At 65.8% G+C, this 12,900-nt stretch carries 11 protein-coding genes; 10 read left to right on the top strand and 1 reads right to left on the bottom strand.

The annotated features are described in order from the left end of the window. Window positions 1-195 precede the first annotated feature (195 nt). Window positions 196-1,014: an SDR family oxidoreductase gene (locus tag AB7I40_RS04840; RefSeq protein ID WP_428343912.1), complete on the bottom strand. Its 819-nt coding sequence runs from the start codon at window positions 1,012-1,014 to the stop codon at window positions 196-198. A gap of 203 nt (window positions 1,015-1,217) precedes the next feature. On the opposite strand from AB7I40_RS04840, the gene AB7I40_RS04835 reads away from it, so the two are divergent. From AB7I40_RS04835 to AB7I40_RS04790, 10 genes are all read left to right on the top strand, one after another. Continuing rightward, the gene (locus AB7I40_RS04835; RefSeq protein ID WP_428343911.1) at window positions 1,218-2,690 is read left to right on the top strand and encodes an aldehyde dehydrogenase family protein; all 1,473 of its coding nucleotides are present in this window, start codon (window positions 1,218-1,220) and stop codon (window positions 2,688-2,690) included. 79 nt (window positions 2,691-2,769) lie between these two features. Beyond that, window positions 2,770-4,785, top strand: a complete 2,016-nt coding sequence (locus tag AB7I40_RS04830; protein ID WP_428343910.1) for an ABC transporter permease — start codon at window positions 2,770-2,772, stop codon at window positions 4,783-4,785. Then, window positions 4,769-5,587 carry an ABC transporter ATP-binding protein gene (locus AB7I40_RS04825; protein ID WP_428343909.1) on the top strand — a complete coding sequence of 273 codons (819 nt, stop codon included), beginning with the start codon at window positions 4,769-4,771 and terminating at the stop codon, window positions 5,585-5,587. The genes AB7I40_RS04830 and AB7I40_RS04825 overlap by 17 nt, the downstream gene beginning before the upstream one ends. Then, entirely contained in the window at window positions 5,584-6,291 is a 708-nt protein-coding gene (locus tag AB7I40_RS04820; RefSeq protein ID WP_428343908.1) for an ABC transporter ATP-binding protein, read from the top strand. The genes AB7I40_RS04825 and AB7I40_RS04820 overlap by 4 nt, the downstream gene beginning before the upstream one ends. A gap of 52 nt (window positions 6,292-6,343) precedes the next feature. After that, a complete protein-coding gene (locus AB7I40_RS04815; RefSeq protein ID WP_428343907.1) occupies window positions 6,344-7,285 on the top strand; it encodes a zinc-dependent alcohol dehydrogenase in 942 nt (313 codons plus the stop codon). A gap of 283 nt (window positions 7,286-7,568) precedes the next feature. Then, window positions 7,569-8,816 (top strand): ABC transporter substrate-binding protein, encoded by a 1,248-nt coding sequence (locus AB7I40_RS04810; RefSeq protein ID WP_428343906.1) that lies wholly within the window; start codon window positions 7,569-7,571, stop codon window positions 8,814-8,816. Between the two features lie 82 nt (window positions 8,817-8,898). Next, complete coding sequence (locus AB7I40_RS04805; RefSeq protein WP_428343905.1) at window positions 8,899-9,297, top strand: SRPBCC family protein; 399 nt, start codon at window positions 8,899-8,901, stop codon at window positions 9,295-9,297. A 9-nt stretch (window positions 9,298-9,306) separates the two neighbouring features. Continuing rightward, entirely contained in the window at window positions 9,307-10,140 is an 834-nt protein-coding gene (locus tag AB7I40_RS04800) for an SDR family NAD(P)-dependent oxidoreductase (protein WP_428343904.1), read from the top strand. 85 nt (window positions 10,141-10,225) lie between these two features. Further along, on the top strand, window positions 10,226-11,344 hold the full coding sequence (locus tag AB7I40_RS04795) for an enolase C-terminal domain-like protein (RefSeq protein WP_428343903.1): 1,119 nt from the start codon (window positions 10,226-10,228) through the stop codon (window positions 11,342-11,344). A 32-nt stretch (window positions 11,345-11,376) separates the two neighbouring features. Then, the gene (locus AB7I40_RS04790) at window positions 11,377-12,846 is read left to right on the top strand and encodes an aldehyde dehydrogenase family protein (RefSeq protein WP_428343902.1); all 1,470 of its coding nucleotides are present in this window, start codon (window positions 11,377-11,379) and stop codon (window positions 12,844-12,846) included. The last annotated feature ends 54 nt before the right edge of the window (window positions 12,847-12,900 follow it).

Genomic DNA, 12,900 nt, shown 5'->3' with positions numbered 1-12,900 from the left:
GAACAGGGAGATCGAGGTCCTGCAAGAGACTCCCCACCGTGCCGGGCCCTCAGCGTCGGATTCCTTGACATCAACGTCAAGTTCTGGGTGAGGTCCTCAGCGGAGCGGTGCACAGCGTGTGCCAATCGCCCACTTGACGGGGGGACGCGGCACCACCTATGGCGCGGTCGGGCGCCACGACGCTGCGCGTCCGCCTCAGTCTGACGGGGTGGCGGCGCTGAGGACGGCCTGGTTGAAGGCCGACGAGCCGGACAGTGACATCCCGCCGTCCACGACGATCTGGGCTCCGTTGACGAATGCCGCCAAGGGGGACATCAGGATCGCGGCGATGGTCCCGATCTCCTCCAGGCGGGCGAAGCGCCCCAGAGGCACCATGCCGGCCCAGACGTCGGCATCCGCGGTCTCGGCGAGGCGTCTCATGCCCTCGGTCCCGCTGACCGGGCCCGGGATGATCGAGTTCGACCTGATGCCCAGAGGTCCCCACTCGAGGGCGAGGGTGCGCATCAACTGGTCCACCCCGGCCTTCGCCGCCGAGACGTGCGCCTGGTGGACGAAGGGCATCTGGGACTGGCCGCCCGACACGAACAGCAGGTTGCCCGCGGTCGTCCGCAACTGCTCGAACGACGCCTTGGCGACGTGGAAGCTACCCAGCAGGTCGATGTCCATGACGGCCCGGAACCCGTTGCTGCTGATGCGCTCGGCGGGGGCCAGGAAGTTCCCGGCGGCGCCACACACGACCGCATCCATCGGGCCCAGGTGACGCGCTGCCACTTCGAGTGCCGAGTCGACTGCGACCGCGTCCCGGACGTCAGCGACCGCGTACACAGCCTCGACGCCGAGCGCCTCGAGGGCGGCCGTGGCCAGCTTGAGCTTGGCCTCGGTACGTCCGCACAGTGCCACGTTGGCGCCGAGCTCGGCGCATGCTTGGGCGATCGCCAGGTTGACGCCGCTGCCGCCTCCGCTCACGAACACGTTGCGACCGCGCAGAAGATCCTTCGACAAGAGGTCGCGCATGAGTCGGCTCCGTCCAGATGGCCGCCGGGGACGGCGATGCCTGCGCCAATACTTGACATGTTTGTCAATTCACGTCAAGCCCTGGGGGGTTCGAGGGGGCTGTGGAGATGTACAAAGCCTCGACGGGGGGACGGTCGTCTGTTCGGCGACGGGAGGGTTAGGTGGTAGCAGCAACACCCATCGCGTCGAATCTAGGAGTAGTTGTGACCATCACGAAGTCTTCGACAGCCGAGATGCAGGAGATCGCCGACCGGCCCATCGGTTACGGCGGGTCGTGGTACGACGGCGAGGCCGCCGCGATCCCGGTGCTGAACCCGAGCACCGAGGAGGTCCTGGCCAACGTTCCCAGTGCCTCCGTCGCACAGGTCGAGGCTGCCCTGCAGTCCGCCAAGGACGCTCAGTACGCGTGGGCCCGCTGCGGCCCCTCGACCCGAGCGGCGCTGCTCCACGACATGGCCGCAGTGCTGCGTGCGAACGCCGAGCAGTTGAGTCTTGTGGTGATGGCCGAGTCGGGCAAGACGTTGGCGATGTCCCAGGCCGACGTCGAGGTCGCCGCCATCATGCTCGACCTCAACGCGGAATGGGCTCTGCGGATCGAGGGCGAGATCCTGCCGAGTGACAACCCGGACGAGTCGATACTCATCCAGCGCGAGCCGCTCGGGGTCGTGGTGGCGATCTGTCCCTGGAACTGGGCCTTGACCATCGCTGCTCGGAAGATCGCCCCAGCGCTCGTCGCCGGGAACACCGTGGTGGTGAAGCCCAGCGAGGTCCCTCCCCTCTCGACGATCCTGGCCATCAAGCTCATCCAGGAGCAGACCGACGTTCCTCCTGGAGTCCTCAACATCGTCACCGGGGGCGGAGAGGTCGGCAAAGCCCTGGTCGCCAGTCTGAACTCCGACATGGTGTCCTTCACCGGGCATCGTGACACCGGTAAGCGAATCATGGCCAGCGCCTCCGACACCCTCACCCGGGTCGCGCTCGAGCTCGGCAGCAAGGCGCCCGCGATCGTCCTCAAGGACGCCGACCTGGACAAGGCCATTCCCAACCTCGTGCAGTCGCGATTCTGGTGCGCGGGAGAGTTCTGCAACGCGACCGAGCGAATCCTGGTCGAGCGGCCCATCCTGAACGACTTCATCGAGCGCTACACCGAAGCCGTGCGAAACCTGAAGGTGGGCAACCCTGCCGACAACCCGGACTTCGGTCCCCTGGCCAACGGTGCGCACTTCGACAAGGTGGACGGCGCCGTTCAGAAGGCCGTGAGTCAGGGGGCCACGATCGCCACCGGTGGCGGGCGTCCCGCGGGTGCGCAGTTCGAGAAGGGCTACTGGTACGAGCCCACCGTGATCACCGGAGTGACGGCTGACATGTCCATCGCGGTCGACGAGACCTTCGGCCCCGTAGTCCCGGTGCTGGCATTCGACTCGTTCGAGGAAGCCATCGAGATCGCGAACAGCTCGCGCTACGGCCTCGCTGCCTACCTGTGGACCAGCTCGTATGCCAACGCCATGATCGGCACCCGCGACCTTCAGGTCGGCGAGGTGTTCGTGAACCGCGGCAGCGGTGAAGCGCTCCATGCCCACCACGGTGGACACAAGGAGTCCGGCTATGGCGGCGAGGACGGCAAGCACGGGTTGCTGAAGTACACGCAGCTCAAGGTCGTCTACCACAACTGGTAGTCCGCCGGTTCCGCCGTCATCCCCGGAGACATTCCATCCACCCGATCAGACCACCCGGTCGGAACGTTGAGAGGCAGCAATGAGTGTCGTCGTCACTCTGATCATCCTTGGCCTGGCGCTCGGTGCGGTGTTCGCGGTGTTCGCCAATTGCCTCGTCGCGGTCTACCGAGCCACCGGCATCATCAACTTCGCGCAGGGCGCTATGGCGATGTGGGGTGCCTATGTCATGTCGCAGCTGAACAAGGACGGCGTCCTGGTCCTGCCGATCGGACGGATCACGCTCAGTGAGGAGCCGCTGGGGTTGTGGCCGTCAGCGATCATCGGGCTGGTGTGCGGGGTCGTCCTGACGCTGCTGTGTCACTTCCTGGTCTTCCGGCCACTCCGCAAGGCGCCGGCCCTCTCGCAGGTCGTTGCCTCGGTCGGGCTGCTGTTGTTCCTCCAGTCCCTGGTCTCCATCAGGTTCGGGAACTTCAACGTGAGAATGGCGCCGCTGGTGCCCAACGAGAGCTTCACCCTGGGCTCCGTCCAGGTCTCGAGGGTGTCCCTGGTGTCGGTGATCGTGGCGTTCGTCGTCTGCTTGCTGCTGTGGTCCTACTTCCGCTTCACCCGGTGGGGAATCGCCACGAGGGCGGGCTCTGAAGGTGAGTTCGGGCTGCGGTTGATGGGCTACTCGCCTGATCGTCTCTCAGCCATCGTGTGGGGCTTCACCGGCTTCTTCAGCACCGCGATCGTGATGGTGGCCGGTTCGCTCGTGGGTCTGGACACCACCATCTACACGTTCGCGGTCATCTCGGCCCTGGCTGTCGCGCTCGTCGGGCTTCTCAAGTCGTTCTGGGGCGCCTTCGTCGCCGGCGTGGCTCTCGGGGGCTTCCAGGCCTGGATGACCTACGAGTCGGCCCAGCCATGGTGGCCTTCGTGGGCCAAGGTCGGCCTCACCGACGCGGTTCCGTTCCTGGTCATCATCCTGGTGCTGGTGCTGTTCGGCCACGGGATCCCCGCCAGGGGGCGGATCGCCGAGCCCCGGCTCCCCGCGGTCACCATCCCGCGGATCCGGCCCGTGCTGGCCACGCTCTGCACCCTGGTGACGGTGCTCGCGCTAGTCATGACGTCGGGCAACTACCGCTATGCGATCTTCAGCTCGATCATCCTCACCATCCTGTTTCTCTCCTTCACGGTGCTCACCGGCTACCTCGGACAGATCTCGCTGGCTCAGATGGCCTTCGCCGGAACCGCCGGCTTCGCGCTGTCCAAGATTCAGGAGAACGTCGGGATCCCCTTCCCCGTCTCCGTGGTGATGGCCACCGCGATAGCGACGGTGATGGGAGTGGTCATCGGAGCGCCAGCACTTCGGATCCGCGGTGCCCAGCTGGCGGTCATCACCCTGGCCGCCGCGATCGTTGTCCAGAAGTTCATCTTCCAGAACAACGTGTTCACGCCGCTCACCGGAAACCCGCTCGACGAGCCGACGCTGTTCGGCATCAATCTGGCGGTTCGCGAGGGGACGAACGTGGCCCGGCTCCAGTTCGGGCTGTTCTGCCTCGCCGTGCTCATCGTCGTGATGATCGTCCTGGCGCTTCTCCTTGGGGGACGGACCGGTCAGGCGTTCCTGGCGGTTCGTGCCAACGAGCGGGCCGCCGCCTCGATAGGCATCGACGTCTCGCGCACCAAGCTGCTCGGTTTCGCGATCTCGTCCGCGGTGGCAGGTCTCGCAGGTTGCCTCATCTCCTACAGCCAGGGCCAGGTCGTCGCAGCGGCGTTCCTGGTCATCGTGGGACTCTCGATGCTCGCCACGGTTTACCTCGGGGGGATCGGGAGTTTCGCCGGTGCCGTGGTGGCCGGCATTATCGGTCCTGCCGGCATCGTCTACCTGTTCCTCAATCAAACCGTCGACCTGGGTGTCTACTACCCCCTGATCGCCGCCCTGCTGCTGATTGTCACCGCCATCTTCAACCCGATCGGGATCGCGGGTGGAACCCGCGTGCTGTGGGACCTGGTGATGTCTCGGCAGCGAGGCGGTAGGCCCACCCAAACCGACACGACCGGCAACGGTCAGTCGCCCGTCCGGACGGAGAGTGCTCATGCAGAAGTCAGTTGAGCAGATGAGGGGTCGCGGCGCCGACGCGACGGTGGTTCCCGCCCTGCGCACCGAGGACGTCACGGTCCGCTACGGAGGCGTGGTGGCGAACAGCAATGTCTCGATCCAGGTCCACGCCGGAGAGGTGGTCGGACTGATCGGACCCAACGGCGCGGGGAAGACCAGCTTCGTCGACGCCGTAACGGGGTTCGCCTCCTACTCCGGTCATGTGCACCTAGGTGGCCAGACGGTCGACAAGCTGCCGTCCCATGCGCGCCGGCGCGCGGGCCTGGCTCGCACGTGGCAGGCCGGCGAGCTCTTCGACGAGCTGACGGTGGCCCAGAACCTGGAGCTGGTGATCCAACCGGGTGGATTGATGACCGCCGTACACGACGTCTTCAGTGGCAAGCGCAATCGTGCGCGGGTCGAGCAGAAGGTGGCCGACCTCCTGACCCTGACCGAGCTCACCGAGGTCGCTCACCTAACGCCGTCCAAGCTGTCGCTCGGCATGCAGAAGCTGGTCGGGGTGGCGCGGGCGGTGGCAGCGGACGCGAAGGTCGTCCTCCTCGACGAGCCGGCGGCCGGCCTCTCCTCATCGGAGAGCCAGGACTTCGGTCGGGACCTCCAGAAGTTCGTCGACCATGGTGTGGCGATTCTGATGATCGACCACGACATGGACTTGATGATGAACTACAGCGACCACATCTACGTGCTCAACTTCGGCAGGATCGTGGCCGAGGGTCACCCTGCCCAGGTGAGCGAGGACCCCGAGGTCATCGCGGCCTATCTCGGCGCCAAGCAGGAAGAAGGGTCGGCATCATGAGCGCAGGACTGAGTGTGCGTGGACTGAGCGCGGGCTACAACGGGCTCGTAGTTGTCCGCGAGGCCAGCCTGGACGTGGCGCCCGGCGAGGTCGTCACCATGCTCGGGCCCAACGGCGCCGGCAAGACGACCACGCTGTTGAGCATTGTGGGTGCCCTTCGGCCGATGGCTGGGTCCATCACGTTCGATGGTGAGGACATCACCAAGAAGGGGACCGACGCCATCAGTCGACTGGGGCTGGTGCTCGTTCCGGACAGTCGCGGCATCTTCTTCGACCTGACGGTCAAGGAGCACTTCCGGCTCGCGGTCGCCAAGGGTGACAAGGATGGCCTGGATGCGATCCTCGACCGGTTCTCAGCCCTCAGGCCGCTCCTGAACCGGCGCGCCGGGTTGCTGTCGGGGGGCGAGCAGCAGATGCTCGCACTCGGGAAAGCCTTGGTGATGAAGCCCAAGGTGCTGATGATCGACGAGATGAGCCTGGGGCTCGCGCCGTTGATCGTCCAGTCCTTGATGCCCATCATTCGTCAGGCCGCGGAGGAGGACGGCATGGGCGTGCTGCTCGTCGAGCAGCACATCGAGATGGCGCTGCGGTTCGCGGACCGAGGTGTGGTTCTCAACCGTGGCGAGATCAGGTTCGAAGGCCCCGCCTCTGAGTTACTGGCCAACCGTGACGAGGTCGAGGCGTCCTACCTCGCCCGCACCTAAATCCACCCGGGCGCCTCGTGCCCGCAGGCAATCAGAGTTGAGGAGTGAGTCCATGCTGGCAGTGCGTTTCGACACCGAGGGTGCCTCAGTGCTGGATTCTCCCCCGCCTTCGGGCGATGGCGTCCTCGTCAACGTCAAAGGCGTGGGCATCTGCGGCAGCGACCTGTCCATGCTTGCCAGCGGGGGAGCTCCGCTGGTGCCGGGTCACGAGATCGCCGGGGTGACCGAGGACGGAGTCGCCGTCGCGGTACAACCCAATCTCCCCTGCGGTGCCTGTGCACTGTGCGCTGCCGGGCGTTCCCATCTGTGTCCGGAGTCCATGCAGCACTTCCTGGGAGTCAACGGCTTGGACGGCGGGTTCGCCGAGCAGGTTCTGGTCCACCCCCGACAGTTGCGGCCGGTACCCGCGGGCCTCGCCGTCGAGCTGGCCGCGCTGGCCGAACCCGTGGCCGTCGCCGCGCACGCCGCCACTCGCCTCAAGGCCGCGAACGGCGCACCCGTTCTGGTCGTCGGCGCCGGCACCATCGGATTGTTCGCGGCGGCCATCCTCACCCAGCTCGGTCACCAGGTCTCGGTGGTTGCTCGCCACTCCCATCAGCAGGTTCTGGCGGAAGCTGCGGGTGCGCACGTGGTGACCTCCACGGAGTCGGCCACGAGATCTTTCGACAGCATCCTCGACACGGCAGGATCACAGTCGGCGATGGACCTGGCCTATGAGGCGTCCGCTCCCGGGGGCCGCATCGTGTCCGTCGGGTGCGGTGGTTGGAGTGTCACCACCTCGGTCACGAGTCTGGTGAAGGAGTTGTCGCTCGTCGCCTCGGTCATCTACACCGAGGAGGAGTTCGAGGACGCCGTGTTGTGGCTGACCGCGAACTCTGACTTCTCCGCCCAGCTCGTGACTCACCGCTTCTCCTTGGCGGATGCTCCGGAGGCCTTCAGGCTCGCGGCTGGGCGTGCTGACAGCGGCAGCGTCAAGGTCCTGATCCAGCCCTGACAGCTCCAGCACCTGCCCGGGAACACGCAACGACCTTGGTGCTCCCACCAAGTCGGGTCATCACGAGAAGGTAACGAGACCCCCTCTGTGACCGGGGTCCGTCAGGCTGCGCCCCGGTGATGAGGCGGGCACATGGTCGCCGACCGGGCCACCTCGAACCATGCCTTCGCAGCCGATATGTAGAGCGCCACAAAGCCTCGGATCCGGCAGGTTCCCGGGTGCTCATCGAAATGGTCCTCTGGCTCCGCATGCGCGATCCGGCGCTACTTCAAGGAGAAGGTTCATGAATCGACCCATCAAGCTCATCGCTGTGGCGTCCACCCTGGCAGTGACTTCGGTCCTCCTGGCGGCCTGCGGTGATTCAGGCGACTCCAGCGGCTCGGACACCGCGAATGCGCCCAAGGGCGACCCCATTGTCATCGGCTACCTGATCCCCGACAGCGGTCCCGAGGCGAACCCACAGGTGGCGCCGGGCCTGAAGGCGGGTCTCGACTACATCAACGGCGAGATGGGCGGGATCAACGGCCGGCCGCTCGAGGTGATCGAGTGTCACACCGACAGCTCCCCTGCCAAGGAGACGTCCTGCGCCAACGACTTCGTCGAGAAGAAGGTCGTCGCTGTCCTCGACGGTTTCGACCGTGGCACCGAGTACAGCCTTCCTGTGTACAAGTCGGCCAAGATCCCCGTCATCGGCAACGTCGCCCAGAACGCCGTTGCGGACACCGACACCAGCGGCACTTACTGGGCCCTCGGCCCGGCCAACGCCGTGTACGCGATCGGTCCCCTGGTGGCCTTCAAGGAGGCCGGTATGACCAACATCAGCTACGGCCTCAACGACGTTCCGGCCCAACACACCTACGCGGACAAGTTCCTCGTCCCGGTCGCCAAGGAACTCGGCCTCGAGTTCAACGCGATCTACTACGACGACGCGACGCCCAACTTCTCGGTGGTGGCGGCGACGGCCGAATCGAACGGCTCTGATCTGCTCGGGGTGGTCAAGCTGGTCAACCCGGCCCAGTGCAAGCAGTTCATCGACCAGTCCCGGCAGGCAGGCTTCGAGGGCGACCTCCTGGCCGGCAACTGCGTCGGCATCGAGCAGCTGGGATCCGACTCCGAAGGTGTCTACGCCTACTCGAACAACTACTTCCCGGCGATGCGGGACCACGCTCCTGAGGCGGTCCAGGAGGACCTCGACACGATGGAGAAGGTCATGTCCGACATCCCTGAGGACGAGCGCGGCTTCTTCACCTACCAGGACTTCGCGACGCTGATGGACTTCACGCGGATCGTCGAGCCCTTGGACACCATCGACGCGGCGTCGGTGACTGAAGCCCTCAAGGGACTCAAGGACTACCAGGCCTTTGCAGGGACCACGCTCACGTGTGACGGGACCCAGTTCCCCGGCACCTCGGCGTGCAGCAACAGGTTGCTCCTCTCCGAGTCGTTGGGCGATGGGACGCTGAAGCCCACCGGCTCGGACGAGCTGGGTGGATTCGTGGAGGTCGACCCGGGTCTGGTTCCCGGATCCTGAACGACGATGGTGCCGGGGCCGTCTGGGCGACCAGCCGGTCCCGGCACCACCGACCATCGATGAGCGAAGGGAAAGTACGGGCATGCACGAGATCAGACACGAAGTCGACATCGCCGCTCCGGCCGATGTGACGTGGCGCGTGGTCGGCGACCCGGGAGCGATCGCCGCATGGCTGCCCGCGCTCGCCGAGTCGCGCCTGGAGGGGACGACCAGGTTCGCCACCCTCCCGGACGGAAGTCATTCGGTAGAAGAGGTGATTCGACACTCCGACGCCGAGCGCAGCTACTCCTACGTGATCGTCGAGGCGCCACTGGCACTCGAAGGCTACGAGTCCACTCTGGCCGTCCACGACGCGCCGGGCGGCTCGCGGGTGGTCTGGAGTGCCCACTTCGAGGCGGATGACGACCTGCGCTCCGCCATCGACGGCATGTACCAGAACGGCTTGGAAAGCCTCGCGCGTTTCATCGAGACCACGGTCTAGGAGACTGTCATGTTGCAGAATTTGGAAGGCAAAGTCGTGCTCGTCACCGGAGTCACCTCCGGCAACGGACGGACGCTGGCCCGGAACTTCCTGCGCCGCGGCGCCATGGTCGTCGGCTCCGGGCGACGCGCCGAGCTAGGTGAGGCGGTGGCCGGTGATCTCGGCGCGCTCGCCGACAATTACCACTTCGTCCAGGGCGACGTCACCTCGGTGGCCAGTTGCGAGGACATGGTCTCCGCGGCCGTGCAGCGCTTCGGACGGCTGGACATCCTGGTGAACAATGCCGGAATCCTGGGTTCTCCAGGACTCGTGGACTCGCATGAGGCCTCGGAGGAGTGGTGGGACTCCATCATTGACACCAACCTCAAGGGCGCCTTCTTCTGTTCGAAGTACGCCTTGCGCCAGATGGTGCAACAGCAGAGCGGCGTCATCATCAACATCGCATCCATCAACGGCGCGACCAGCCCGATCGCGCGCATGACGCCGTACAACGCCGCGAAGGCGGGCATGCTTCAGATGTCCAAGACGCAGGCCATCGAGTACGCCGACCGGGGCATCCGTTCACTGTCGGTCATCCTCGGCGGAGTCGACGGCGACACCGGCACGCAGGCACGCGAAGCGTTGACCAGGCACGTCCTCGGAGACGACGCCGTGATGAAACAGGAGGACAGCAAGGACATCGTCATGCCGAGTGAGGCCGTTGCCAACGCTATTGCCACCCTGGCCAGCGACGACTGTGCGCAGATCACGGGCACGGAGGTAGCGATCGACCGTGGTATCACCGCCGGCGCCCTCAACTCGACGTTCATCTACATGACCGCCTCCGGGGCCTGGAAGCTCTAGCCTGCACATGCCCTCTGGGACTCGGCCCCTTCGTCTGTCACCTTCACACCACCACCAGGCCTCGCGGCCTCCGTACCTGGATCGGATGAGCACGTTGATTATCGAGGATGTCAAACTCACCGTCTTCCGGCGGCCTGAGCCCGGTCATGCGCGTTCCGCGATGATCAAGGGTCAGTCCACCATGAAGCTGCTGACCGAGATCGTGGCCGTGCAGATCACGACCGATGAGGGAGTCACCGGCGAGACGTTCAGTCTCGGCGGGGGCATGGGCATGGCGCACTACCTGGCCTCGACGATGAAGCCGGCCCTGATCGGCCGCAACCCCGCCGACCGAGAAGCCATCTGGCAGGACCTGTGGGACCTCAGCCGCCTCTGGTTCCCGCCCCTCTTCGCGTTGGGCACCGTCGACGTTGCGCTCTGGGACCTGTACGCCAAGTCGGTGAACTCGCCGATCCACGAGGTCCTGGGCACCTACCGCCGCAAGATCCCGGCGTACGCGAGCTCGATGACGAAGGAGAACGTGGGCGAGTTCGTGGAGGAGGCACTGAAGTACAAGGAGCGCGGCTACCAGGGGTACAAGCTCCACGTCTGGGCCGAGCCGGACCGGGACATCGAGGCCTGCATCGCGGTTCGCGAGGCGGTCGGGGACAGCTACCCGCTGATGATCGACGTGGTCGCCGGCTACAACCAGCAGGACGCCCTGCGCGTGGGGCGTGTCCTGGACGAGCTCAAGTTCCTCTGGTACGAGGAGCCGTTGCGTGACTACGACCTGCACGGCTATCGCATGCTCTCCGAGAAGCTCAACGTGGCAGTGTGTGGCGGCGAGACGAACGAGGGTGGCCTCTACTCGCGGGCCGAGCTCGTCTCCTCGCGTGCCGTTGACATCGTGCGGGGCGACCCGTCGTTCACCTACGGCATCGGGCACACCCGCAAGATCGCTGCTCTGGCCGAGGCCTTCGGGATCAACTTCGAGGTCCACACCAATCCGAACCCGATGATGGACGCGGCAGGTCTCCAGGTGGCCCTGTCGGTGAAGAACACCTCGTTCTTCGAGCAGCTCGTTCCCGAGTCTCTCTACAACTTCGGCGTCGAGGAGCCCGTGTTCATCGACGACGAGGGCTTCGCCCACGCTCCGGACGGCCCCGGGCTCGGTCTCAAGATCGACTGGGACTTCGTCAACAGGTACAAGATCGCCGAGCTCTGAGTCGGCGCACCACAGCCCAAGGAGAACCACAGATGAGCACGAGCGATCCTGAATCCGTCTTCACGGCGGCCAGCCAGAAATCCATCAGTGTCGGCGGTGTCTTCCACGTCGGCGACGCGGCGGGCATCGACGTGGTGAACTGCGCCAACGAGGAGGTAGTGGCGACCGTTCCCAGCGCGAGCGCCGAGCAGGTCAACGCCGCCCTGGAGGCGGCCAAGGCCGCGCAGTACGGCTGGTGGCGTTCGGGCCCCTCCGCTCGGGCCACTCTGATGCGCGCGATGGCCGGGGTGCTGCGCGCGAACGCCGCCGTCCTCAGCGAGGCCCTCACCCTCGAGTCCGGCAAGACCCGGGCGATCACGGGGATCGAGGTCGAGTTCGCTGCGATGTACCTCGAGTGGAACGCCGCGTGGGCCCTGAGGCTCGAAGGCGAGATCCTTCCTAGTGACTCCCCTGACGAGCAGATCCACATCCAGCGAGAGCCCATGGGGGTCGTCGCCGCGATCACTGCCTGGAACTGGCCACTGGCACTCCTGTGCCGCAAGCTCGGTCCGGCGCTGGTGACCGGCAACGCGGTCGTGGTCAAGCCGAGCGAGGTCACCCCGCTGGCCACCATCCTGGCGATTCAGCTCTGGGAGGAACACCTGGAGATGCCGCCCGGCTTGGTCGGCCTCGTCACGGGAGACGGATCGGTCGGACGGGCCTTGGTAAGCAACCCGATCACCAACCTGGTGACCTTCACCGGCCACCGCGACACCGGCAAGGCGATCATGCGCGACGCCTCCGCCAACCTGACCCGAGTCGCACTCGAGCTCGGCGGCAAGGCTCCCGCCATCGTCCTGGCCGATGCCGACCTCGAACTCGCGGTCGCGGGGATCATCGCCGCACGATTCAACTTCGCCGGCGAGACCTGTGGGGCGGCCGAACGCATCCTCGTCGAGCGCCCCGTGGTGGAGGAGTTCACGAGACTCTTCGCCGAGAGGGCCGCACAGCTGCGGATCGGCGATCCTCAGGGCGACGTGGACTTCGGGCCCCTGGTGAATGCCGCCCAGCTGGAAAAGGTCAGTGCAGCCGTGTCGGCTGCTGTTGCTGAGGGTGCCTCGGTCGTCCTGGGAGGCTCGAGCCCCGCAGGAGCCGAGTTCGAGACGGGCTACTGGTACTCACCGACCGTCCTGACCGACGTGACCCCCGACATGGCGGTGGCCCGGGAGGAGGTCTTCGGTCCGGTCATCCCGATCATGACCATCGACTCCTTCGAGGAGGGATTGGCGATCGCGAACGACACGCGCTATGGGCTCGCGAGCTACGTCTACACCTCGACGTACGCCTCGGCGATGACAGCCGCGCGTGAGCTCAACTTCGGCGAGATGTTCATCAACCGCGGCCCCGGCGAGGCGATGCACGCCCACCACACCGGGTGGAAGGAATCCGGTCTGGGTGGCGAGGACGGCAAGCACGGCCTGCTGCACTACACCCAGCTCAAGGTCGTCTACCACAACTGGTGACGCCCGCCCCGCCCACACAGCAACCATGTCGAATCGGTGGAGTCTTCCACCGAC

Source organism: Nocardioides sp., assembly GCF_050246775.1.
GTDB lineage: Bacteria > Actinomycetota > Actinomycetes > Propionibacteriales > Nocardioidaceae > Nocardioides.
The sequence above is the reverse complement of the archived record's forward strand: the minus strand, read 5'-3'. Positions and strand labels throughout refer to the sequence as shown.

Excerpts from the sequence above, each read along its gene's own strand:
- AB7I40_RS04820 (WP_428343908.1), top strand. The coding sequence starts at position 5,584 with ATGAGCGCAGGACTGAGTGTGCGTGGACTGAGCGCGGGCTACAACGGG.
- AB7I40_RS04810 (WP_428343906.1), top strand. The coding sequence starts at position 7,569 with ATGAATCGACCCATCAAGCTCATCGCTGTGGCGTCCACCCTGGCAGTG.
- AB7I40_RS04790 (WP_428343902.1), top strand. The coding sequence starts at position 11,377 with ATGAGCACGAGCGATCCTGAATCCGTCTTCACGGCGGCCAGCCAGAAA.
- AB7I40_RS04815 (WP_428343907.1), top strand. The coding sequence starts at position 6,344 with ATGCTGGCAGTGCGTTTCGACACCGAGGGTGCCTCAGTGCTGGATTCT.
- AB7I40_RS04800 (WP_428343904.1), top strand. The coding sequence starts at position 9,307 with ATGTTGCAGAATTTGGAAGGCAAAGTCGTGCTCGTCACCGGAGTCACC.
- AB7I40_RS04830 (WP_428343910.1), top strand. The coding sequence starts at position 2,770 with ATGAGTGTCGTCGTCACTCTGATCATCCTTGGCCTGGCGCTCGGTGCG.
- AB7I40_RS04840 (WP_428343912.1), bottom strand. The coding sequence starts at position 1,014 with ATGCGCGACCTCTTGTCGAAGGATCTTCTGCGCGGTCGCAACGTGTTC.
- AB7I40_RS04795 (WP_428343903.1), top strand. The coding sequence starts at position 10,226 with ATGAGCACGTTGATTATCGAGGATGTCAAACTCACCGTCTTCCGGCGG.
- AB7I40_RS04825 (WP_428343909.1), top strand. The coding sequence starts at position 4,769 with ATGCAGAAGTCAGTTGAGCAGATGAGGGGTCGCGGCGCCGACGCGACG.
- AB7I40_RS04805 (WP_428343905.1), top strand. The coding sequence starts at position 8,899 with ATGCACGAGATCAGACACGAAGTCGACATCGCCGCTCCGGCCGATGTG.